Origin of the sequence: Pseudosulfitobacter koreensis (assembly GCF_024733015.1) — a bacterium.
Taxonomy (GTDB): Bacteria; Pseudomonadota; Alphaproteobacteria; order Rhodobacterales; family Rhodobacteraceae; genus Pseudosulfitobacter; species Pseudosulfitobacter koreensis.
Genome location: NZ_JANKJG010000006.1, coordinates 16,133 through 38,962, shown reverse-complemented (window position 1 = coordinate 38,962; position 22,830 = coordinate 16,133). Strand labels below are relative to the sequence as shown.

The window sequence follows — 22,830 nt, the reverse complement described above, 5'->3', positions numbered from 1 at the left end:
TGCGGGTTCAGCCCTTGTTCAAAAGGGCGGCAAGTCCTTCGCGGTAGGTAGGGTAACGCAGCCTGACACCCAACGCATCCTTTATCCGATCGTTCCGCACCCGCTTGCTTTCGGCATAGAAACTGCGCGCCATCGGCGACATCTCGGCCTCTTCAATCGGAACGGCGGGCGGCACAGGCAACCCCAGCAACGTCGCCGCATAGGCAATCACCTCTTGCGGCGGGGCGGGATCGTCATCGCAGACGTTATAGGCGGTTCCGGGCGCAGGCTGCGCAATCGACGCGGCCAGCACCTGTGCGATATCCTCGACGTGGGTGCGCGAGAACACCTGACCTTCCTTGATGATCCGCCGCGCCGTGCCCTGGCGCACCTTTTCGAACGGTCCGCGTCCGGGGCCATAGATGCCCGCGAGACGGAAAATATGCAGCGGCAGATCGGGGATCGCACGCCACGCCGCTTCGGCATCCTTGCGCAACTGGCCCCGCTCCGTGGTGGGGTTCAGCGGCGTATATTCGTCGACCCAATCGCCGTCATGGTCGCCGTAAACGCCGGTGGTCGACAGATAGCCGACCCAGCGCAGATCGGCAGCCCGCGCCGCAATCGCACCATGCAGAGCGTTCAGCACCGGATCACCTTCTGGCCCGGGCCCCGCCGAGATCAGCAGATGCGAAGCGGCATCCAATACGGGCAACACATCATCCCCATCTGGCCAGACCAACGGCTCGACGCCCGTGCGCAAAATCTCTTGCGCCTTGTCCGCGCTGCGCGTGGTGCCGATCACCCGCCAGCCTTGGGGTATCAGCACCGCAGCCAATGCGCGCGCCGAATAGCCGTGTCCGAAGGAAAGCAATGTCTTGTTCATCCGCCATAGGTGCCCCGCCCGGACGCCACGTTCAAGCCCCTTGAACCGCGCAGCGCAACACGTGAACATGGCCCCATGACCGATGACCCGAACCTGTCCGCCGCCTACGCCCTGCAAACGCCGGAAGATTCCAGACGGCTTTACGCCCGCTGGGCCGAAACCTACGACGCCGGATTTGCCGAGGCCACGGGATATGTCCTGCATCTGCAAGTCGCGTCGCTCTTTGCCGAACAAGGCGGTTCAGGCCCAGTTCTGGACGTGGGCGCAGGCACCGGCCTGTGCGGTGCGGCACTGACGGCCCATGGCATAACGCCCGTCGATGCCACGGACATCGCGCCCGAAATGCTGGAGGTCGCGCGCGGCAAGAAAATTTACCGCACACTTTTCACCGGGGACATCCTGCGGGGTCTCGACGTGGCCGACGAAACCTATGCGGGCGTCGTCAGCAGCGGCACGTTCACCACCGGCCATGTCGGACCAGAGGCGCTGGACGAGGTGATGCGGGTGGCAAGCTCTGGCGGGCGCATCACGCTGTCGATCAATGCACAGCACTTTGCCGCGCAGGGGTTCAAGGGCAAACTGTCAGCGTTAGAGCCTGATATCCAAGGTCTGACGCTGACCGATGTGCCGATCTACGCCCCCGGCACCACAGGCGACCACGCCCAGGACCGCGCCTGCATCGCCAGCTGGATCAAGCGTTAGCGCCCCTTCCAGACCGGATCACGCTTCTCGGCAAAGGCTTTCGCCCCCTCCAGCTGATCCTCCGACGCATAAAGCGCATCGACAGTCGGCAGTTGCCGCCCGGTGATCCGGTTCATCGCATCCTGAAACTTTGCGTCCTCGGCATCGCGCACGATCTCTTTGATTGCGGCATAGACCAGCGGCGGCCCCGACGCGAGCACGCGCGCCAGGTCCCATGCTCGGTCGGCCAGTGCATCCCCCGGCAACACCTCGTTCACGATCCCCCAACGGTGCGCCTCCTCCGCGTCGAACCAGCGCCCGGTCAGCAGCAGCTCCATCGCGATATGATAGGGAATACGCTTTGGCAGCTTGACGCTGGCGGCATCCGCCACGGTGCCCGACCGGATTTCGGGCAAGGCAAATTGCGCATGGTCCGCCGCCAGGATCATATCGGCGCTCAGTGCCAGTTCCAGCCCGCCGCCGCAGCAGATGCCGTTCACCGCGGCGATCACCGGCTTGTTCAGCCCGCGCAGTTCCTGCAAGCCGCCAAAGCCGCCCACACCATAATCTGCATCCACCTCGTCGCCGTCGGCTGCGGCCTTCAGGTCCCAGCCGGGGCAAAAGAACTTGCCCCCCCCGCCGGTAAGGATCGCCACGCGCAGGTCGGGATCATCGCGGAAATCGGCGAACACATCGCCCATGATCCGGCTGGTCGCCAGATCAATCGCGTTGGCCTTGGGGCGGTCCAGCGTCACGTGCAGAATGCCGTCTTCGCGGCGGGTCTTGATCGGGTCCATCTGTCAGTCCTTTGCAATTCTGATCAGCGCGTCGGCAGCAACAGCGCGCGTCGGGGTACAAATCAGCGGATTGACTTCAACCTCGCTGATCGCATCGGCCTGCGCAATCACATAGGATTGCACCGCCATGATCGCGTCTACGATGCTGTCGCGATCGGCCGCGGGTTTGCCGCGGTATCCGTCCAGCAAAGCGGCGCATTTCAACTGTGTCAGAGCCTGTATTACCGCAATCTCGTCAGATGGCACCAGCAGGGAAACCGTGTCTTCCAGCAGCTCGGTGAGCACTCCACCCGCACCGATTGTCAGCACGAACCCATGTGCAGGGTCGCGCGTGACGCCCACCAGCAATTCGGCGACGCCGCCCGAAACCATCTCTTCGATCATTGAACCCGTACCGGGCAGATCCGCCAGCGCCTGCGGGACGTCTTCCACAGCTATGTTCAAAAGCACGGCACCCGCCTCGGTCTTATGCGCAAGGCCCAGGCCCTTGACGGCAAAGGGCGGCGTCAAACCGTCGAGGCCAGACGCAGTTTTTCCCAAAACAGTGACGGATTTGGGAACATCCAGCCCATGTTCCGCCAGCGCCGCCTTGGCCTCGTATTCCATAAGCACGGCGCCCCCCCGCGCCATGCCCGGTGGCAGGGGGGGCCGCGCGACAGGCAGCTGCAAATGCGCCGCTACATCGGCGGCGGCAATGGCCTCTGTCAGCCCGTTCATCGGCACGACGCGGCCGTCAATCAGTCTCTGTGCAACGTCTTTTGGCATCAGTTCGGGCAGGGTCGCCACCATCGCCACGGGTCGCCCGGTCTGCGCGCGCACCTGCAACGCGGCCAGCGTCGCGCATTCCCAATCCGTCGCATCCGTGTGCGGATAGTCCACGATCAGCAGGGTCAGCCCGATATGCTCTGCCGCCATGGGCGCCCAGGCGCGCGCCATCGCATCCGCATCGCGCCAGATATAGGTGTTGTAATCCAACGGGTTCGACAGCGCGACCATAGGCCCCAGAGCCGCCGCCAGTGCACCGTGTTGTCCCTGCGTCAGTCCCGGAAACGACACGCCGCGCCCGTGTGCCGTGTCCGCCGCCAGACTGGCCTCGCCTCCCGAACAGCTGATTGAAGACAGCGTGGGCGCGTCCAGTGGCCCCACGACGTGCAACAGCTTCAGCGTCTCGACAAAGGTCGGCAGGTCACGCACGCGCCCGATACCCAACCTCTTCAGCAATGCCGCCGCCCCCGCATCACCACCCGCCAGGGACGCCGTATGCGAAACCGTCGCCCGCTGCGCTTGTTCCGACGCGCCAACCTTCAATGCGATCAGCGGAACCCCACGCTCGGCCGCGCGCAGGGCCAGCCGGTGCCAGGCACCCGTATCGCCGAACCCTTCGACATGCAGCCCGATGGCGGTTACGCGCGGGTCATCCAGCAGACCCAGCGCAATCTCGGCCTGCGATGTCTGCGCCATGTTTCCGCAGGCAACGGTATAGGCAATCGGCAACCCGCGCAGCTGCATCGTCAGGTTGATCGCGATGTTCGAGCTTTGCGTCAGGATCGCCACGCCTCTTTCGACCCGCGCACATCCATGCTGATCGGGCCACAACAGTGCCCCATCCAGCGCGTTGACATAGCCATAGCAATTCGGCCCTAAAAAGGGCATTTTGCCCGCTGCCACAACCAGTTGCGCCTGCAGGTTCAGTCCGTCCGCATCCTCCGCCGCCGCTTCGGCAAAGCCCGACGCAAAGCAGACAGCGCCCCCTGCACCCATGCGCGCAAGCCGACCGATCACGTCAATCGCGACATGCCGATTGACACCGATAAACACGGCATCGGGCACCTGCGGCAAATCCTCGACCATCGGCACGGACGCGATCCCCTCGACCACGATGCCCTTGGGATGCACGATGTGAACCGCGCCCGGATACCCCATAAGCAGGGTCTGTTTCACCACCTGCGCACACCACGCCCCGCCGCCGACCACAGCAATCGAACGGGGCCGCAACAACCGCGAAAGATCACGCGTCATAACGTGCAGTCCAATCGCTTCTTTTGGCCAAAAATATCCCGGGGTGAGGCCGCAGGCCGGGGGGCTGGCCCCCCTCTATGCGCCCAGGGCACGCAAAAGCTCGCGGCTGATGATGTGGCGCTGGATTTCGCTGGTGCCGTCCCAGATCCGCTCGACCCGCGCATCGCGCCAGAACCGTTCCAGCGGATAATCGTCCATCAGCCCCATGCCGCCATGGATCTGGATCGCGGCGTCAGTCACCCGCGCCAGCATCTCGCTGGCGTAAAGCTTCGCCGAGGCGATCTCGCGGTTCGCAGGCAGCCCCTTGTCCAGCCGGTCGGCACTGGCCAGCGTCAGCAGATCGGCGGCGTCGATCTCGGTGATCATATCGGCAATCTGGAACGACACGCCTTGAAACTTGCCGATCTTCTGGCCGAACTGTTCCCGCTCGGCGGCATAATTCAGCGCATAGTCGAACACCCGGCGGGCACGGCCCACCGACATCGTCGCCACGGTGATCCGCGTCGCATAAAGCCAGGTGTTCATCACTTCGAAACCGCCGTGCACCTCGCCCAGCACCTGCGCGTCGGGCAAACGACAATCGTCGAAATCCAGGATCATGTTCTTGTAGCCCCGGTGCGACACCGATTTATAGCCGTCGCGGATCGTGAAACCCGGCGTGCCGCGATCCACCAGAAATGCTGTAATCCGCTTCTTAGGCCCTTTTGGCGTCTGATCCTCGCCCGTGGCGATGAACACGATGATAAAGTCGGCATGATCCGCGCCCGAGATGAAATGTTTGGTCCCGTTCACCACCCAATCGCCGCCATCGCGCACGGCGTTGCACTTCATGCCGCGCACATCCGATCCGGCACCCGGTTCAGTCATCGCAAGCGCGTCCATGCGTTCGCCGCGCACGGCGGGCATCAAATAGCGGTCGATCTGTTCGCCCTCGCAGGCCATCAGGATGTTCTGGGGCCGCCCGAAAAAGTGGTTCAGCGCCATCGACCCGCGCCCCAATTCACGCTCGACCAGCGCGAATTCGACGTGGTTCAGCCCGGCACAGCCAACGCTCTCGGGAAAGTTGCAGGCGTAGAATCCCAGGTCCAGTGTCTTTTTCTTGATCTCCTGCGCAATCTCGACCGGCACTTCACCGGTACGTTCGACCAGCTGTTCGTGCGGGTAGATCTCGCGCTCGACGAAACTGCGCACCGTGTCCGCAATCATCGTCTGCTCGTCCGTCAGACCATAAATCATGTGCATGTTTCCCTATCAGCTCGCGTAGTTCGAGCCTTCTTCGTCCAGAATGGATTTCAATTCTGCCAAGTGGCGCAGGTCCTGCTCGGGGTAATCCTCGATCTCCTGCGCGGTCTTTTCCGCGACCTCGTCCGGCAGCACCCGCAGCGGCTGTCCCGTTTGCAGCGCGCGGATGTAAGTTTCGGCAGCGCGCTCGAAATAGTAGAGCCTGTTAAAGGTTTCCGCGACCGTATCACCAATGATCATCACACCGTGGTTGCCCATGATCATGACCTTCTTCTTCGGGTCGTCGAACAGCCGCGCGCAGCGTTCGCCCTCATCCTCGAAGGCCAGCCCGTTATAGCCGTCGTCGATCACATAGCGGTTGAAGAAAGTCGCGCAGTTCTGGTCGATCGGCGGCAGGCGACTGTCGGCAAGCGATGCCAGGACCGTGGCGTGGATCGAATGCACATGCATCGCGCAGCGTGCATGGGGGCAATGACGGTGAATGCCGCCATGCAGACCCCAGGCCGTCGGGTCCGCATCGACCCCCACCATGCTGTCGGTGTCGTTGGCATCCATTTCGATCAGGTCCGACGCCTTGATCCGCGAGAAATGCATCTGGTTAGGGTTCATCAGGAACTTGGTTCCAGCCTCGTTCACCGCCAGCGAAAAGTGGTTGGCGACGCCCTCGTGCAGGTTCAGGCGCGCGGTCCAGCGGAATGCGGCGGCAAGGTCCACGCGCTCCTGCATGTGGTCCATATTCGGGCGAAGCTGGCTGACAGACATGGGGCGGCTCTCCGGTTGTTGGTTTGGCACAGAGTGGCGGGGGTGCCGTCAGTTGGCCAACGAAAAAACTGTTGTTATGGGATAAGCAATGCTAATGGCTGGTTTATGAATACCCGCGCCCTGCCCCCACTGAACCAGCTTCGCGCCTTCGAGGCCGCCGCGCGGCATCTGTCGTTCACCGCCGCGGCGGGCGAGTTGAACATGACGCAAAGTGCTGTCAGCCAACAGATCAAATCGCTTGAGGGCTACTTGGGTCAGCCGCTGTTCTATCGCCGCCCCCGCGCGTTGGAACTGACAGTGACGGGGTTGAACTACCTGCCCGTGGTGCGCGACGCGTTCCAGACCCTCAGCCGGGGCACGCGGATGCTGGTTGACGGCGATGCCCGCGACGCGCTTCAGGTGCAGTGCAACCTGACCTTTGCCACCTGCTGGCTGGCGCCGCGCCTGCCACGTCTCTATGCCCGCCATCCCGATCTGCATCTGCAGATCAACACAGCGATCTGGGACCCGATGGAGCGGGGCGACATGGCCGACATCGAGATCAGATTTCTGATGGCTCCCCCAAGGGATCGTCCCGCCACGCGGCTGACATGGGACAGGTTCTATCCGGTCTGCGCACCGGACTATCAGGTGACACTTGAGGATATCGCCCGCCATCGGCTGTTCTATTGCACCGCGATGCTGACCACATGGCACGCCTGGGCCGAAGGCACCGACCTGCGCCCGCAAAAGGGGCCTCGCGTCACCCACGCGCAGGTTCTGGCAACTGCCCTTGCTGCCGCCGAAGCAGGTGCGGGTCTGGCCATGGCCCATGATTGTGCCGCGCGGCTGGCGTTGGATGCGGGCCGGCTGGTGCGGCCATTTGAGGGCGCTGTGCAGATGCACGAGGCCTATTACCTCTGCATCGTACCGCAGGCCGAGGACAATGCGCAGGCGCAGGCCTTTGCCGCATGGATCAAGTCGGAGATGGCCGCAGATTACCCCTTGTCAGGCTCTGAAATGGGGCATGACGGCACCCAGGCATAGCCATCGGCGCACAGGATATACGCCTCGCGCAGACCGTGGGGTTTATCGGTGGGCGCTTGCAGCACCGTGGCCCCCGCAGCTTCGGCGCGCAGGGCGGCAGCGTCGGGATCGGTTTGGTAGAGCCTGATTTCCAGCCCAGCGCCGCGCGGCGGGTTCTCGGGCAGAAGCCCCAGCAGCGGGTTCGCATGATAAGTGCCATCGCTGTGCAACTGGAATACCTGATCGCCATAGGTCAGGATCGCGAAATCACTCGAAACGCGGTGTGCCTGCATCTCGAAAACAGTCTCAAGAAAGGCCACGTGCGTGCGCACATCCCGCACCAACAGGTTCAGCCCAAGACCGCGCAGGCTGCGGCCAAACTTTTCGGGAGTGACGGTTTCGTAGTCCATGGCACAGGATGCGCGGGTTTCGTGACGTTTTCAAGAATGCGAACGCAGCCCCTTGCACCCACCAGTGACTTTGGAACAAATGGGGCATGGAACACACCCCCTTTCCCTCGTGGCCCGATGTGGCCGCCGATCTGATCGCCGTGGCCACGGGCCGCACCCCTGCGCAGACCGTCATCAAGGGCGGCAAATGGGTGAACGTGCACACCCGCGAGGTGCTGGACAGCCACGACATTGCCATCACTCACGGTCGTATTGCCTGTGTGATGCCCGATGCCGACTATTGCACTGGCCCTGAAACGGAAGTGATCGAGGCCAATGGCCGCTATATGATCCCAGGCTTGTGCGACGCGCACATGCACATCGAAAGCGGCATGCTGACCCCGGCGGAATTCGCCCGTGCCGTGATCCCGCATGGCACCACCAGCATGTTCACCGACCCGCACGAGATTGCCAATGTGCTGGGACTGGAAGGCGTGCGGATGATGCACGACGAGGCGCAGTTGCAGCCCGTGAACATCTTCACCCAGATGCCCAGCTGCGCGCCCAGCGCGCCGGGCATGGAAACCACCGGCTTCGAGATATCACCCGAGGACGTAGCAGAGGCGATGGGCTGGCCCGGTATTATCGGCTTGGGCGAGATGATGAACTTTCCCGGTGTCAGCAATGCCGATCCCAAGATGCTGGCCGAGATCGCGGCGACCCAGCGCGCGGGCAAAACCGTGGGCGGGCACTATGCCTCGCCCGATCTGGGGCCCGCGTTCGCAGGTTATGTGGCGGGCGGCCCTGCGGACGATCACGAAGGCACCTGCGTGGCGGACGCAATCGCGCGGATGCGGCAGGGGATGCGGTCGATGATCCGGCTGGGCAGTGCCTGGTACGATGTCCAGAGCCAGATCACCGCGATCACTGAAAAGGGTCTGGACCCGCGCAACATGATCCTGTGCACCGACGATTGCCATTCCGGCACTTTGGTGAACGACGGGCATATGAACCGCGTGGTGCGCCATGCCATCGACTGTGGATGCGATCCGCTGGTGGCCTTGCAGATGGCGACGATCAACACCGCGACGCATTTTGGGCTTGAGCGCGAGATCGGATCGCTGACGCCCGGACGGCGGGCCGATGTGATCCTGACCTCGGATCTGCGGACGCTGCCCATCGAGCATGTGATTGCGCGCGGAAAAACAGTCTCTGTCAACGGTGAAATCACCGTCGACTGTCCGCATTACAACTGGCCCGAAAGCGCACGGCAGACCGTGAACATGGCGCGCGACCTGAGCGCTGACGATTTCCGCATCGCGGCCCCGAAGGGTGCCAACGCCGTTACCGCCAATGTGATCGGCGTGGTGGAAAACCAAGCACCCACCAAGGCGCTGCAATTCAAGCTGCCCGTGACCGAGGGCCGCGTTCAGGCCACCGGCGAGGTGTGCCAGATCGCATTGGTCGAGCGGCATCAGGCGACGGGGGGCGTGGTCAATGCCTTCGTCTCGGGCTTTGGCTATCAGGGACAGATGGCGATGGCCTCGACCGTGGCGCATGACAGTCACCACATGATCGTGGTGGGCACAGACGCCGACAACATGGCGCTGGCCGCCAACCGTCTGCGCGAGGTCGGCGGCGGCATCACCGTGTTCAAGGACGGTGCCGAACTGGCGCTGGTCGATCTGCCGATTGCGGGCCTGATGTCCGACAGCCCCGCCCGCGAGGTTGCCGCCAAGGCCGATGCGATGATGGACGCGATGCGCGCCTGCGGCTGCACGCTGAACAACGCCTACATGCAGCATTCGCTGCTGGCTCTGGTGGTGATCCCCGAACTGCGCATCTCGGACCTTGGCCTTGTCGATGTGCGTACCTTTGAATTCAAGCCAGTGATAGAGACACATACATGACACGTATCCTGACACCGGACGATGGCCACCCGCGCACCTTTACCGATGCGACGGCTGCCGTGGACTATCTTCAAGAGCTTTATACAGCCGCCACCGATTTCCTGCGGACCCAGTTCCTCCAAGCGATGGCGGAAGGTGCCCCCGATGCCCGTGTGCGCGCCTTTTACCCAGAGGTTCGCGTGACCACCCTGAGCTTTGCGCAGATCGACACCCGCCTCAGCTTTGGCCATGTGCCGAACCCCGGTGCCTATGCAGCCACGATCACGCGGCCCGACCTGTTTCGCAACTATCTGATCCAGCAGATCAGCTTGCTGATCGAAAACCACGGACAGCCGGTGCACATCGGCGCGTCGAACACGCCGATGCCGGTGCACTTTGCCGTCGGCTCTGACGCGGCGATTCAGGTGCCGCAACAGGGGGCCGCCAACTTTACCCTGCGCGATGTATTTGACGTGCCGGACCTTTCGACCACCAACGACGACATCGTGAACGGCACCTATGCGTCCAGCGACGGTGTCGGCCCGCTGGCCCCGTTCACCGCCCAGCGCATCGACTATTCGCTGGCGCGGCTGGCGCATTACACCGCAACCGACGCCGAGCATTTCCAGAACTTCGTGCTGTTCACCAACTACCAGTTCTACGTGTCCGAGTTCGAGGCATTCGCCCGCGCGCAGCTGGATGACCCCGACAGCGGCTATTCCGCCTTCGTCTCGACCGGGAACGCGACGATCACTGCAGGCGATCAGCCGCTGGCCGATCCGGTGAAGATGCCGCAGATGCCGACCTATCACCTCAAACGCAAGGATGGCGGCGGTATCACTCTGGTCAACATCGGCGTCGGACCGTCCAACGCCAAGACGGCGACCGACCACATCGCGGTGCTGCGTCCGCATGCCTGGCTGATGGTCGGGCACTGTGCGGGGCTGCGCAACTCGCAAGCCTTGGGCGATTTCGTCCTGGCGCACGCCTATCTGCGCGAGGATCACGTGCTGGACGACGATCTGCCGGTGTGGATACCGATCCCGGCGCTGGCGGAAATCCAGATCGCGCTGGAACAGGCGGTGGGCGAGGTGACGGCACTGGAAGGGTTCGAACTGAAGCGGATCATGCGCACCGGCACCGTGGCCACCATCGACAACCGCAACTGGGAACTGCGCGACCAGTCGGGCCCGGTGGCCCGGTTGTCGCAATCGCGGGCCGTTGCACTGGATATGGAAAGTGCGACGATCGCTGCCAATGGATACCGGTTCCGCGTGCCATATGGCACCTTGCTGTGTGTCTCTGACAAGCCGCTTCATGGCGAATTGAAGCTGCCCGGCATGGCATCAGAGTTCTATACCACGCAGGTTCAACGCCATCTGATGATCGGAATTCGGGCGATGGAGCGGTTGCGGAAGATGCCGCTGGAACGTATCCACAGCCGCAAATTACGGTCTTTCGACGAGACAGCCTTCCTCTGAGCGGCCAAATCAGGGGTAAATCAACGAAAATAAGCGGGAAATGCACGATTAACGCTTGTCTTGGACCACTATTCGTTGTGTTCATATACAACATTCCGTTACTCTACGGGCATGAGGCCCTATAATTCGGGCGGACGAAGGAGACCATAAAATGGCAAAACCGATGACAAAGACTCAACTCGTCGCCGCACTGGCCGAGGAAATGGGGACAGACAAGAAATCCGCAGGCACAGCGCTCGACGCCGTTTGCACGCTGATCACACGTGAAGTGTCCGGCGGCGGCGCCGTCACCCTGCCCGGCGTCGGCAAGATCTATTGCCGCGAGCGCCCCGAGCGTATGGTGCGCAACCCTGCGACCGGCGAGCAGTTCAAGAAAGAAGCCGACAAGGTTGTCAAAATGACAATCGCCAAAGCGCTGAAAGACAGCGTCAACGGCTGATCCTGACCGCGACGTGATACATGCAAAGGGTCGCCCCAGGGGCGGCCCTTTGTCGTTTCGGCCCTCCACGCGGCATTTGGCATTATTGTGCCCGCGTCTTGCCTTGGGGTCTCAATTGCTAAAGGGTCGCGGCAAAAGACAACCTCAGGACCGCTTCCCCCACATGGATATCAAGGCAATTTTGATGGGCGTCATATTCGCCCTGATCTGGTCGTCGGCTTTCACCTCGGCGCGGATCATCGTCGCGGACGCCTCGCCGCTGGCTTCGCTGGCGCTGCGGTTCTTTATCTCCGGGCTGATCGGCGTCGCAATCGCGCGGATGATGGGCCAGACGTGGAACCTGACGCGGGACCAGTGGCGCGCGACGCTCGTGTTCGGCCTGTGCCAGAACGCGATCTATCTGGGTCTGAATTTTGTCGCGATGCAGACCATTCAGGCGTCGCTGGCGTCGATCATCGCGTCGACCATGCCGCTGATGGTCGCGGCGGCGGGCTGGATCGTGTTTCGCGACCGGCTGCCGTTCGTCGGCGTGATCGGGCTGCTGATGGGGATCGCCGGTGTGATCATCATCATGTGGGCCCGGATCGAGGCGGGCGTGGATCTGCGCGGGCTGGCGCTGTGTATCGTCGCCGCAGCTTCGCTGACGGTGGCCACCCTGTCGATGCGCGGGGCGTCTTCGGGCGGCAACCTGATGATGGTCGTGGGCCTGCAGATGTTTGTGGGCGCGGGTGTTCTGGCCGTGGCGTCAGCCCTGACTGAAACCGTTCGTGTGAACCCGACGCCGGAACTGGCGATGGCCTTCACCTATACCGTGCTTGCCCCCGGTCTGCTGGCCACCTACATCTGGTTCACGCTGGTCCAGCGCATCGGCGCGGTCAAGGCGGCGACGTTCCACTTTCTCAATCCGTTTTTCGGCGTGGCTATCGCGGCGCTGTTGCTGGGCGAACAGCTGGGGCCGCATGATATCCTGGGCGTCGTTGTCATCGGATTGGGCATTCTTGCGGTACAACTGTCACGCGCGGCGAAAACCTGACCCCGATGGGGCGCATCAACGTTGAAGCGCGCGACGCCTGACCGTTAGGTAGGGGAAGCATTCACCCCCGGAGCCCGCCCTGTGATGAACCGTCGCGCCTTTCTGACCGCCACTGCCGCCACCCTTGTCTTGCCGCACGCGGCGTCCGCGATTCAGGTGCGCACCTTCAGTCCCGCACTCTGGGATGCGGTGCGCGCCACGGATCAGGTGGTGATCCTGAACTTTCGCACCAGTTGGTCGCTGACCTGCCAGATCAAGCAGGAATTGATCGCCGAGGCATTGTCGCGCACGCCTGCCTACCGCGAACTGCAATTCATCGACGTGAACTGGGACACCTACGGCCCCTCGCGCATGGCCGCGCGGTTGAAGGTCGACCGTCGTTCGTCCCTGCTGGTGATGAAAAGCGGCGCCGAACTTGCCCGTCTGGTGAACCAGCCGCAGGCCCACAAGATCCGCGAACTGCTCGATGCGGCGCTGAACGCGGCCTGATCTCTCCTGCCGCGTTTCGTTGCGAACACCGCAAGGCCGCGCCAGGCTTTGCACACTCAGCCCCAAGGTATTTTGATGAAACTGCTTTTTGTGCACCAGAACATGCCCGGACAGTACCGCGAATTCGTGCAGTGGCTGGCCGACACCGGCGATCACGACATCGTCTTTCTAACCCAGCGCAAGCAACCGCCGCAGATGACCGGCGTGCGCGCGGTGATCTATAAATCCCACCATAAGGCCTCCAAAGACGCCTATGGGTTGGTCAAGACATGGGAAAACGCCGCCGGGTCCGGCTTTGGCTGTGCACTGGCGGCGCAAGTCCTGCGAGACAAGGAAGGCTGGACACCCGACATCATCATCGGACACATCGGTTGGGGCGAATTGACGTTCATCAAGGAAGTCTATCCAAAGGTGCCGGTCATCGGTTTCTTTGAATACTACTACAGCGTCACCGGCGGACCTGTCGGCTTTGACCCCGAAGACCCCGCCAATGCCCACGCGTCGTTCATGATGCAGGCACACAACACTGTGCCGCTGGTCAACATCGACCGCGTGGACCTGGCGCAATGCCCGACCGAGTGGCAGAAGAACCGATTTCCCAAAGCCTTTCATGACAAGATGTATGTCTGTCACGATGGTATCCGCACCGACACGCTCCTGCCAAACCCGGACGTGACAGTGCAGGTGGGGCGGCTCAATCGTCCGCTGACCCGCGACGACGAAATCGTCACCTATGTCGCCCGCAACCTTGAGACGACGCGCGGCTTTCACCAGTTCATGCGCGCCTTGCCCGATATCCTTGAAGGTCGGCCAGAGGCCCGCGTGATGGTGGTGGGCGGCAATGATGCGTCCTATGGCGGCAAGTCCAAGCATCCCAAGGGCCTGCGCGGTCAGATGGAGGCCGAGGTCGGCGACCGCGTCGACTGGTCCCGCCTGCATTTTCTGGGGCAGGTGCCTTACGACGCCTACCAGAGCCTGATCCAGATCAGCCGGTGCCACATCTATCTGACGATGCCCTTCGTCCTGTCGTGGTCGCTGCTGGAATCGATGTCGATGCAGGCCACCATCGTCGCCAGCGACGTGGATCCGGTGCGCGAGGCGATCACCCATGGCGAAACCGGATTGCTGGTGGATTTCTTCGATCCTAAGGCGCTGGCAGCACAGGTTGTCGATGTCTTGGCGCGTCCCGACGCCTATGCCCATCTTGGCCCGAACGCGCGGGCGCATGTGGTCAAGACCTATGATTTCCTCAACGTCTGCCTGCCCGAGCATCTGCGCCAAATCAATGCGCTGGTCCCGGCGTACAAGGCGATTGCATTGCCTGCGTGATCAGTTGCGGGCGTTGCCGACCGTGTTGACCACGCCAAAGACCGACCCCACCAACCCCAGTACGGTCCGTGCCCCGTTGACCGGGCTTTCGGTGACCAGCACCACGTCGCCCGAGTTGATGAGGAAATTGCGGGCCGAGAACAGACCGTCGGCATTGGTCAGGTCCAGCGTGAACACCACGCGCGGCTGACGCGGGCCGCGCACGCCGGGGCGCACGGCGCTGGCCGGATACTCGCGCAGGATCAGGATGCCCTTGGGATTGGCCCGCGCGGGGTTCACACCGCCCAGAATCGCCACCGCGTCCGTCGCGGTGATCTGATCCTTGGTGAACGGGTGCAGGGATTGGTTGCCTGCGGCCCCCATGGAGACGAAATAGCGCTCGTCCGCCTCGACGATCACCTTGTCGCCGCCGCGCAGCCGGGTGTCATCGCCGGGATTTTCATACAGCCGGTCCATCGAGGTGCCGTAGATATCGCCGCCCCGCATCAGCCGGATCTGCGGGTTCTTCAGGCTGCCGTCAACACCGCCACCCGCCGCGATCAGCGACAGGACGGAAAAGTTCTGGTCCGGCATCGCGAATGCGCCGGGCGCACGCACGCCACCCACCAGATCGACCGAGTTCAGACGCCCCTCGGCCATGGTCACCTGAACCTGCGCCGAAGGCACCACCTCTTCCAAGCTGTTCTGAATGACCGAACGCGCACTGTCTGGAGTGCGCCCCGCCACGTTGACCTTGCCCACATAGGGTATGAAAACAGTCCCTGCGCTGGTCACACGCACCGCCGTCAGATCGGCCACCGGCGATCCTGCAGCCGTCAGCAGTGAATTTTCACCCGAATCCCAAATGCGGATGTTCAGCGTATCCCCGGCCGAGATCACCTGCGAATTGGACCCTTTGGTCGCGCCGATCCAGGTGTAATGTTCGTCCCCGACGCTGGGCCAATTCTGGATCGAAGGCAGGAATGCCTTGGTCACCGGATAGATCGCAAAATCCGCTTCTACGTCAGATGAGGTTTTCAGGATTTCCGTATCGACGGCAGCACCACGGGGCAGTTCCGAACAGGCGGCCAGCACCCAGAGAAGGCAAAGCGACCCGATAAACCGCATTGGTCCTGTCATCACGTTTGCGCCCCCGGCGGATATGGTCCAAGCAACTCAGCTGGCAGAATGATGCTGCGTTGTTGGAACTTTCATCTTGGCAAGATACTGAATGGGGTCATGCCGTCAACGTCAACACGCCCGGAAGACGAGAATAAGCGCTGCGTGGTTCTGGGGGCCACGGGGCGCTTGGGTGCTGTTCTGCGCGCTTTCTGGCAGACAAAGCGCGTCTGCTGGCAATCTCGGACGGCAAGGAACGGCTTTGCCACCGTGGACATCCTGCACGATCCCCGGGGGCTGAAGGACCTTTGCGCCGAGGCGCACAGCATCCTGTGTCTAGCGGGTGTGACCGGCAGCGATCCCCACGCGCTGAGGCACAACACCGCGCTGGCGCTGGCCGCAATCGACGCGTCGCAGGGCGCGCGGGTGGTTCTGACCTCGTCCGCGGCGGTCTATGGCGCGGGGGGTGCGAACCTGCGCGAAACGGACATATGCGTGCCCACCTCAGCCTACGGGCAGTCCAAGCTGGAGATGGAGCAGGCCGCGCTTGCCACGGGGGCACAGGTCACCTGCCTGCGCATCGGCAATGTGGCAGGGGCGGATGCGATTCTGGGCGGCTGGCATCCCGGCATGACACTGGACGCGCGCCCCGATGGCGCCACCCCACGCCGCAGCTATATTGGCCCCCAGACCTTTGCGCGCGTCCTGCGCCATCTGGTGACCGCAGACGCGCTGCCGCCGATCCTGAACATCGCGGCCCCCGGCGCGGTGCAGATGGGCGCATTGCTGGACGCCGCCGGTTTGTCATGGCGGCCCCGCACGCCGGATGATCGCGTGATCTGGGATGTGACACTGAACACCGAAGAACTTGCCAGAATAGTGCCAATTGCCCCAGAATGCGGCAGTGCTAGCGGTATCATCGCCGATTGGCGTCAGGCAAAGGCACCGTCATGACGTGGCGCAAACGGATATTCGATCTGTTTTTTGCAAGCCTGCTGGTGATCATCCTGGGGCCGGTCATCCTGTGGCTGATCTGCTATATCCTGATCCGACAGGGCCGCCCGCTGTTTTATGTCGCCGAACGGATGAAGACCCCGACGCAACCGTTCGGTCTGTGGAAGTTCCGCACCATGTCCGTGGTCGACGGCGATGCGGGCGTCTCGGGCGGGGACAAGCACCTGCGGATCACGCCCTTGGGCGCCAGTCTGCGGGCCAGACGGCTGGACGAGTTTCCGCAACTGTGGAACATCCTGAGGGGCGATCTCAGCTTTGTCGGACCGCGCCCGCCCCTGCGCGAATACGTCGAACGGTTTCCCGACATCTATGGTCAGGTGCTGCACTCTCGACCGGGCGTGACGGGTCTGGCGACGATCATGTTTCACAAGCACGAAGATCGGTTGCTGGCGCGGTGCAAAACCGCGCAGGAAACCGACGACATCTACACCCGCATCTGCATTCCACGTAAAGCGCGGCTGGATATGCTGTACCAGCGCAACCAGTCCACCTGTTACGACTTTGGTCTGGTTTTTCAGACCATCGGCAACCTGTTTCGCGGTCGGTCTTCTGCCACTCGCGCGGATGACGGCTGACAGCGGTTGCTACTTTTCTTTAGCTGCTGACCGCGCCTGTTGTCTGTTTGTTAACCTTTTCGATCCAACGCTATCAGGGCCGGATGATGCTTCGCAGTATCCCGGCATTTTCAATGCGGTCGGGGCTGTTGCCACCTGAACCGCAACGGATCACGCGGTTTTAGTGCAGCTTGGGACGCCTATGTTGAGTTTTGTCAAATCCTTGTCCCGGCCCCAAAAGCGCAACATCATGCTCGGCGTCGACTCCGTGCTGATACCGCTTGCGCTTTTGCTGGCGTTTTCGCTGCACGCGGGCAGCAGCGGCGCAGGCTCCGCCTTGGAGATGATGCACTCCTATCTGCAGGTTCTGCCCCTGTTGCTGCTTGCCGCGGGCGCGCTGTCGATCTTTCTTGGCGTCTCTGCCATTCAGCTGAATGCCTACGAGACGGCGGCAATCGGCCTGACGGGTGCATTTTCCATAGCGCTTGTGATGGTTTCCGTTCTGCTGGCCACTGCGGTGCAGCTGCCCATGGTAATTTCAACGCATATCGTCTTTGGCATCAGCTTCTTCATCTTTTCGATCAGCAGCCGCGCGGTGCTGTTGCAGGTGGTGCTGGCGATCTATCGGCGGTCGTCGGTGCGCTGCCGGGTGTTGATCTACGGCGCGGGAACGACCGGGACGCAACTGGTCTCTGCGCTGCGCACCCATGAACACATCGAACCGGTCGCCTTCGTCGATGACAACAAGGCGTTGCACGGGCTGGTGGTCGCGCGTCTGCATGTCTATTCGCCCGTTCGCATCGCGGAAATCGCGGCAGAAAAGCAGATTGATCGCGTTCTGCTGGCCCTGCCGTCCCTCAGCCTGCCGAAACAGGCGCAAATCTCGCGCCGGTTAAAGAAGCTCGGGCTAGAGGTGCAGACCCTGCCCTCCTTCGCCCAGCTGATCGGAGAAGAGGCGCTGGTCGACAAGTTGACCGATGTGGAGCCGGCGCTGTTCCTGAACCGCGATGAGGTGGAGAATGTGACGGGCAATGGCGGTGTCGAAAGCTATCAGGGCAAGACCGTCTTGATTTCGGGCGCCGGGGGGTCCATCGGCTCGGAACTTTGCCGTCAGGTCATGCAGTGCCGCCCCGCCAAGATGGTGCTGTTCGAATTAAGCGAGGTCGCCTTGTATAGGGTCGATCTTGAACTGCGCCAGCTTGCCGAAGAGACGGACACCGAAATCGTGCCGATCCTCGGCTCCGTGACCGATGGCCGACAGGTGCGGCGCATCCTGTCTGATCACGACATCCAGGTGGTGCTGCACGCCGCCGCCTACAAACATGTGCCGCTGGTCGAAAGCAATCCGCTGACCGGTCTTGCAAACAATGTGCTGGGCACCCAGACCCTCGCCTCCGAAGCGGCGAAAGCCGGGGTGGAGCGGTTCATTCTGATCAGCTCGGACAAGGCAGTGCGCCCCGCGAACGTCATGGGCGCGTCCAAACGTCTGGCGGAACTGGTGATACAGGATCTGGCCACGCGCGTGCCCGCCGGTGAGGGCCCCGTCTACACGATGGTCCGGTTTGGCAATGTGCTGGGCTCTTCCGGGTCGGTCGTCCCGCTGTTTCAGGAACAACTGCGCCGCGGCGGGCCGATCACCGTGACCCACCGCGACGTGTCACGCTATTTCATGACCGCCCAGGAGGCCGTGCATCTGGTCCTGCGCGCCGGTGCGATGGCCAAGGGCGGCGAGGTCTTCGTGCTGGACATGGGCAAACCCGTGCCCATCGAACGGCTGGCCCGCCAGATCGTCGAAAGCGCGGGCTACACCGTGCGCGATGTCATCACCCCCGACGGCGACATCGAGATCGAATTCATCGGCCTGCGTCCCGGCGAGAAACTGACCGAAGAGCTGACCGTGACCGGTAATCTGACAGGCACCAGCCACCGCAAGATCCTGTCGGCAGACGAAGCCGCCCTGTCCGAGATCGAAATCGCAAGCGTCCTGAGTGCGTTGCGGTCCGCATTGGCCGCAGGCGACGAACAGGCCGCCAAGGAGGTCGCAATGCGCTGGGTCGAGGGCTATTCGCAGGCCGTCAGAACGGCGCACGACGCCCAAGCACAGGCCGCGCCAGCTTCATGATCCCTGCAAATCCGTCGTCACCTGAACACCTCGCTGCGTCAATAACCATCCCCGCCATAAGAATTATCTGGCGTTTAGTACGCACGATCGAACCCTGAGTAAGTTTGCCAAAGAACGGATGCCGCGTGCTGCGAGACATTTTCCGCAAGACGATATTTGCCGCAGCCCTCGCCACGCTGGGCACTGCCGGTGCGGCACAAGGTATCGACGACACCCCCCGTTTCCGCATGCCGGTGCAGCCCTCGCTGAACCTCTACGGCAGCCCCGGCCTGATGGATGTGCCCACCGCCGAAGCACTGCCTGACGGACAGCTCGCGGTCAGCTATTCGTTCTTCGGTGGAGTAAGCCGCAGTGCAATGACGTTCCAGTTTTCGCCCCGCATCTCTGCCACCTTTCGCTATGTCGGCATTCAGAACTGGAATTCGAACGGTTTCGACACCTACCGCGACCGCAACTTCGACATCCGCTTTCTGCTTCGCCGCGAAACCCTGTACTGGCCCGCAATCACGGTTGGCCTGCAGGATTTTGCAGGCACCGGCATCAACGCCGCTGAATATGTGGTCGCCACCAGGACTTTTGACAGCCCTCTAAGCCTTCCCGGCACCCTGCGTGTCACGGCGGGCCTTGGCTGGGGACGGCTTGGCACAGATGGGTCCATCGGGTCCCCGCTTGGCAATGTCCGCCCAAGTTTCGATCCCAACAGCAAGGGTGGCACGCTGGCCACCGATCAATGGTTTCGCGGGCCCGCCGCACCCTTTGCCGGGATCGAATGGCAGATTGACGGCCGCTGGGCACTGAAGGCAGAGCTTTCCACCGATGCCTACACCCCCGAAACATCGCGTGGGGTCTTCACCCGCAAAAGCAGGTTCAACTTTGGCGCGGAATATCAGCATTCGCCAAGACTGCGACTGGGGGCCTACTGGATGTACGGCGCAGAGTTCGGGCTCAGCGTGCAGTTCCAGATCAATCCTGCACAGGCCGTTACGCCATTGGTGGTCGCAGGTCCGCGCCCCATCCAGCCGCGCCCCGAGCTCACCACCAGCCCCGACGCCTGGTCAGAAGAGTGGAGCCGCAGCGCATCCGCCCCTCAGTCAATCCGCGACGCCCTTGCCCCCGCATTGGAAAAAGAGGGCCTGTCGCTGGACCAATTGAGCGTCAGCACCAACAGCGCCGAGTTGCGGTTCATCAACCGCCGCTATGCCTCCGACGCCGCGGCGATCGGCAGGGCCGCGCGTGTGATGGCGCAGCAGTTGCCTGCGTCGGTCGAAACCTTCCGCCTCGTGGTGGTCGAGAACAACCTGGCGCTCAGCACCATCATCCTGCGCCGCTCAGACCTTGAAGCGCTGGAATTCGCGCCAAACAGCGCCGACGCGCTTCTGGCGGTCGCCGGTTTCAGCGAAGCCGCACCAGACCTGCCCGGCGCCATTTACAGCGCCGATCTGTATCCATCGCTGGCCTATTCCATCGGTCCCTATGTCACACCCAGCTATTTCGACCCCGACAGTCCGATCCGCGCCGATGCCGGTCTCAGCGCTGAGTTCCGTTATCGCTTTGCCCCCGGCTGGCTGGTCGCGGGCGAGGTGCAACACCGCCTGGTCGGCAATATTTCTGACAGTCGGCGATTTGCCAATTCGCGCCTGCCAAAGGTGCGCACGGATGCGCTGCGCTATGCCCAAGCGGGTGACACCACCCTGCGCAATCTCTACATCAGCAAGCAGTGGAAACCCCGCGCAGACACCTATGCCCGTGTGTCCGCAGGTTACCTTGAGGCGATGTTCGGCGGCGTATCGGCTGAAGTTTTGTGGAAGCCCGTCAACAGCCGCCTCGCCTTGGGAGTCGAAGCGAATTACGTCAGACAGCGTGATTTCGAGCAACGCCTTGGCTTCGCTGACTATTCCGCAGCCACGGGCCACGTGTCGGCCTACTACGAATTTGGCGGCGGCTATCACGGGCAACTGGAAGCGGGCCGCTATCTGGCGGGCGACGTGGGTGGCACGGCAACCGTGACCCGCGAATTTGCCAATGGCTGGCGGGTCGGCGGGTTCTTTACTCTGACGGATGTGTCGGCCGCGGACTTTGGCGAAGGGTCCTTCGACAAGGGTATCTTGCTGAGTATTCCGGTCAGCTGGTTCATCGGACAGCCATCCAAGCGCACCGTTTCCACCACGATCCGCCCGATCCAGCGCGATGGCGGCGCCCGTCTGGCCGTGCCCGGACGCCTGTACGAACAGGTCCGCCACGGGCACCGCAGTGGTATCGCAGCTGACTTTGGAAGGGTCTGGGAATGAGAACCTTTTTCAAATGCGTGGCATTGGCCGCGATCTTGCTGGGTGTCGCCTGCACCGGCGGAACCGAAGGAACCGATTCGCAATCGGCCTCCCTGGGCGAAGTGGCGAAGGTGGCGATTGCCCAGCGCAAAGCCGAACGCACGCCCGCGCAACTGCCAAGCCTGACCCGGCCCTTGCTGAACAGCCTGGGCGCGCCATCTCTGGAAATCATCGCCGCAAAAAACGGCCGGACTGCGTATCTGATCCCCTTGGCAGAGCGCGCGGACGATGGAACTGTGGTGATCTGGCGCACGGCTGCGATGGGTCAGGTGATCCTGCGCGATGGCGTGCTGATCGGCACCAAGGGGTTGGGGCGCGATCTTGCCTCTGCCGACGCCACCCCTGCGTTGACGGCGGTGCGTGGTCTTTCGGACAGTTCCGGCCAGCGGGTGATGTATTTCCGAAACGACGTGAACGGCATTAACCAGATGTCATTCGCCTGCGAGGTGCGCAATCTTGGCCCCGAAACCATCGAGATTGTCGGACAAAAGTTTCCGACCATCCACCTGCAGGAAGACTGCAGCGCTGCGTCTGGACAGATTTCAAACCACTATTGGATCGACCGTCGCGATATAACCGTTTGGAAATCGCGACAATGGGCGGGGCCGGAACACGGCTATTTCGACATACGCCTGCTCAAAAAATAGTGCCTTGTCATCAACGACTGCTAGTTCAGCAGCGCCTCGATCGCTTTTGTCACCGGCGACGACAATGGTTTGACCGGCGCGCCCCAGGTTGCTGCGACCTTTCCGTCCGGCCCGATCAGAATTTTGTTGAAGTTCCAGCGAGGCTCGAACCCGGTTTCGGCGCGCACCTGGACGTAAAACGGGTGGGCCGCAGCACCGCGCACGTGGGTGATAGCCGTCATCGGAAGGTCCAGCCCAAAGTTCATCTCGCAGAATTCCTTGACCTCGGCGGCGCTGTCCAGTTCCTGGCGGAAATCGTCGGAGGGCACGGCAAGAACGATCAGACCACGGGCACGGTAGCGGTCATACAGTGTCTGAAGCTGGTCATATTGCGAGGTATAGGCGCATTGCGAGGCGGTGTTCACCACCAGGATCGGGCGTCCGGCCCAATCGTTCAGATCCAACTGGCCACCGTCGATATTCGAAAAGCTGCGGGCGCTGACACCGGCCCAGACGGCAGAGGCAATCGCAAGGCTTGCCGCCAGACCTGCAAAAAGTGAGATAAGACGTTTCATGGCGTCGCTCCTCATGGTTCTTACCAAGGATACGCAAGGCACCCGCTGCCGGATCATCTTTCCTTTCCGTGACCGCGCTGTAACATCCCTTTGAATT

21 protein-coding genes are annotated in these 22,830 nt (G+C 62.4%); 13 read left to right on the top strand and 8 right to left on the bottom strand.

What is annotated here, in order from left to right; all coding sequences use genetic code 11:
- Window positions 1-7 precede the first annotated feature (7 nt).
- Complete coding sequence (locus NTA49_RS09610) at window positions 8-862, bottom strand: SDR family oxidoreductase (RefSeq protein ID WP_258294523.1); 855 nt, start codon at window positions 860-862, stop codon at window positions 8-10.
- A gap of 75 nt (window positions 863-937) precedes the next feature.
- Here NTA49_RS09610 and NTA49_RS09605 point away from each other — a divergent pair, with 75 nt between their 5' ends.
- On the top strand, window positions 938-1,564 hold the full coding sequence (locus NTA49_RS09605) for a class I SAM-dependent DNA methyltransferase (protein ID WP_258294522.1): 627 nt from the start codon (window positions 938-940) through the stop codon (window positions 1,562-1,564).
- On the opposite strand, the gene NTA49_RS09600 is transcribed toward NTA49_RS09605, so the two are convergent.
- The 4 genes from NTA49_RS09600 to NTA49_RS09585 form a co-directional block, all read right to left on the bottom strand.
- Window positions 1,561-2,340 carry a carnitinyl-CoA dehydratase gene (locus NTA49_RS09600; protein WP_258294521.1) on the bottom strand — a complete coding sequence of 260 codons (780 nt, stop codon included), beginning with the start codon at window positions 2,338-2,340 and terminating at the stop codon, window positions 1,561-1,563. The two genes, NTA49_RS09605 and NTA49_RS09600, sit on opposite strands and share 4 nt — an antisense overlap.
- Window positions 2,341-2,343: 3 nt before the next feature.
- Window positions 2,344-4,359, bottom strand: coding sequence for an acetate--CoA ligase family protein (locus NTA49_RS09595; protein WP_258294520.1), 2,016 nt, complete (start codon window positions 4,357-4,359; stop codon window positions 2,344-2,346).
- 75 nt (window positions 4,360-4,434) lie between these two features.
- Window positions 4,435-5,595 carry an acyl-CoA dehydrogenase family protein gene (locus NTA49_RS09590; protein ID WP_258294519.1) on the bottom strand — a complete coding sequence of 387 codons (1,161 nt, stop codon included), beginning with the start codon at window positions 5,593-5,595 and terminating at the stop codon, window positions 4,435-4,437.
- A 15-nt stretch (window positions 5,596-5,610) separates the two neighbouring features.
- Window positions 5,611-6,363, bottom strand: coding sequence for a class II aldolase and adducin N-terminal domain-containing protein (locus NTA49_RS09585; protein ID WP_258294518.1), 753 nt, complete (start codon window positions 6,361-6,363; stop codon window positions 5,611-5,613).
- 105 nt (window positions 6,364-6,468) lie between these two features.
- Here NTA49_RS09585 and NTA49_RS09580 point away from each other — a divergent pair, with 105 nt between their 5' ends.
- Window positions 6,469-7,389 carry a LysR substrate-binding domain-containing protein gene (locus tag NTA49_RS09580; protein WP_258294517.1) on the top strand — a complete coding sequence of 307 codons (921 nt, stop codon included), beginning with the start codon at window positions 6,469-6,471 and terminating at the stop codon, window positions 7,387-7,389.
- Here the strand turns inward: NTA49_RS09580 and NTA49_RS09575 are convergent.
- Window positions 7,341-7,778 carry a VOC family protein gene (locus tag NTA49_RS09575; RefSeq protein ID WP_258294516.1) on the bottom strand — a complete coding sequence of 146 codons (438 nt, stop codon included), beginning with the start codon at window positions 7,776-7,778 and terminating at the stop codon, window positions 7,341-7,343. The genes NTA49_RS09580 and NTA49_RS09575 overlap by 49 nt on opposite strands.
- An 86-nt stretch (window positions 7,779-7,864) precedes the next feature.
- Here NTA49_RS09575 and ade point away from each other — a divergent pair, with 86 nt between their 5' ends.
- From ade to NTA49_RS09545, 6 genes are all read left to right on the top strand, one after another.
- Entirely contained in the window at window positions 7,865-9,667 is a 1,803-nt protein-coding gene (ade, locus tag NTA49_RS09570; protein WP_258294515.1) for an adenine deaminase, read from the top strand.
- Window positions 9,664-11,127 carry an AMP nucleosidase gene (locus tag NTA49_RS09565; RefSeq protein WP_258294514.1) on the top strand — a complete coding sequence of 488 codons (1,464 nt, stop codon included), beginning with the start codon at window positions 9,664-9,666 and terminating at the stop codon, window positions 11,125-11,127. The genes ade and NTA49_RS09565 overlap by 4 nt, the downstream gene beginning before the upstream one ends.
- A gap of 151 nt (window positions 11,128-11,278) precedes the next feature.
- Complete coding sequence (locus NTA49_RS09560; RefSeq protein WP_261368242.1) at window positions 11,279-11,566, top strand: HU family DNA-binding protein; 288 nt, start codon at window positions 11,279-11,281, stop codon at window positions 11,564-11,566.
- Between the two features lie 163 nt (window positions 11,567-11,729).
- Complete coding sequence (locus tag NTA49_RS09555) at window positions 11,730-12,599, top strand: DMT family transporter (RefSeq protein ID WP_258294511.1); 870 nt, start codon at window positions 11,730-11,732, stop codon at window positions 12,597-12,599.
- An 84-nt stretch (window positions 12,600-12,683) separates the two neighbouring features.
- The gene (locus NTA49_RS09550; protein WP_258294510.1) at window positions 12,684-13,088 is read left to right on the top strand and encodes a thioredoxin family protein; all 405 of its coding nucleotides are present in this window, start codon (window positions 12,684-12,686) and stop codon (window positions 13,086-13,088) included.
- A gap of 75 nt (window positions 13,089-13,163) precedes the next feature.
- A complete protein-coding gene (locus tag NTA49_RS09545; protein ID WP_258294509.1) occupies window positions 13,164-14,417 on the top strand; it encodes a glycosyltransferase family 4 protein in 1,254 nt (417 codons plus the stop codon).
- Here NTA49_RS09545 and NTA49_RS09540 read toward each other — a convergent pair whose 3' ends face one another.
- Window positions 14,418-15,536, bottom strand: a complete 1,119-nt coding sequence (locus NTA49_RS09540; RefSeq protein ID WP_258294508.1) for a polysaccharide biosynthesis/export family protein — start codon at window positions 15,534-15,536, stop codon at window positions 14,418-14,420.
- Between the two features lie 99 nt (window positions 15,537-15,635).
- On the opposite strand from NTA49_RS09540, the gene NTA49_RS09535 reads away from it, so the two are divergent.
- The 5 genes from NTA49_RS09535 (at window position 15,636) to NTA49_RS09515 (ending at window position 22,179) form a co-directional block, all read left to right on the top strand.
- Window positions 15,636-16,469 carry an NAD-dependent epimerase/dehydratase family protein gene (locus tag NTA49_RS09535; RefSeq protein WP_258294507.1) on the top strand — a complete coding sequence of 278 codons (834 nt, stop codon included), beginning with the start codon at window positions 15,636-15,638 and terminating at the stop codon, window positions 16,467-16,469.
- On the top strand, window positions 16,466-17,104 hold the full coding sequence (locus NTA49_RS09530; RefSeq protein ID WP_258294506.1) for a sugar transferase: 639 nt from the start codon (window positions 16,466-16,468) through the stop codon (window positions 17,102-17,104). The genes NTA49_RS09535 and NTA49_RS09530 overlap by 4 nt, the downstream gene beginning before the upstream one ends.
- 181 nt (window positions 17,105-17,285) lie before the next feature.
- Complete coding sequence (locus NTA49_RS09525) at window positions 17,286-19,205, top strand: polysaccharide biosynthesis protein (protein WP_261368241.1); 1,920 nt, start codon at window positions 17,286-17,288, stop codon at window positions 19,203-19,205.
- Window positions 19,206-19,330: 125 nt separating this feature from the next.
- Complete coding sequence (locus NTA49_RS09520; protein ID WP_258294504.1) at window positions 19,331-21,493, top strand: YjbH domain-containing protein; 2,163 nt, start codon at window positions 19,331-19,333, stop codon at window positions 21,491-21,493.
- Window positions 21,490-22,179, top strand: a complete 690-nt coding sequence (locus NTA49_RS09515; protein ID WP_258294503.1) for a YjbF family lipoprotein — start codon at window positions 21,490-21,492, stop codon at window positions 22,177-22,179. Before NTA49_RS09520 ends, NTA49_RS09515 begins: the two co-directional genes overlap by 4 nt.
- 20 nt (window positions 22,180-22,199) lie before the next feature.
- Here the strand turns inward: NTA49_RS09515 and NTA49_RS09510 are convergent, their stop codons facing one another.
- On the bottom strand, window positions 22,200-22,733 hold the full coding sequence (locus NTA49_RS09510; RefSeq protein ID WP_258294502.1) for a glutathione peroxidase: 534 nt from the start codon (window positions 22,731-22,733) through the stop codon (window positions 22,200-22,202).
- Window positions 22,734-22,830 lie beyond the last annotated feature (97 nt).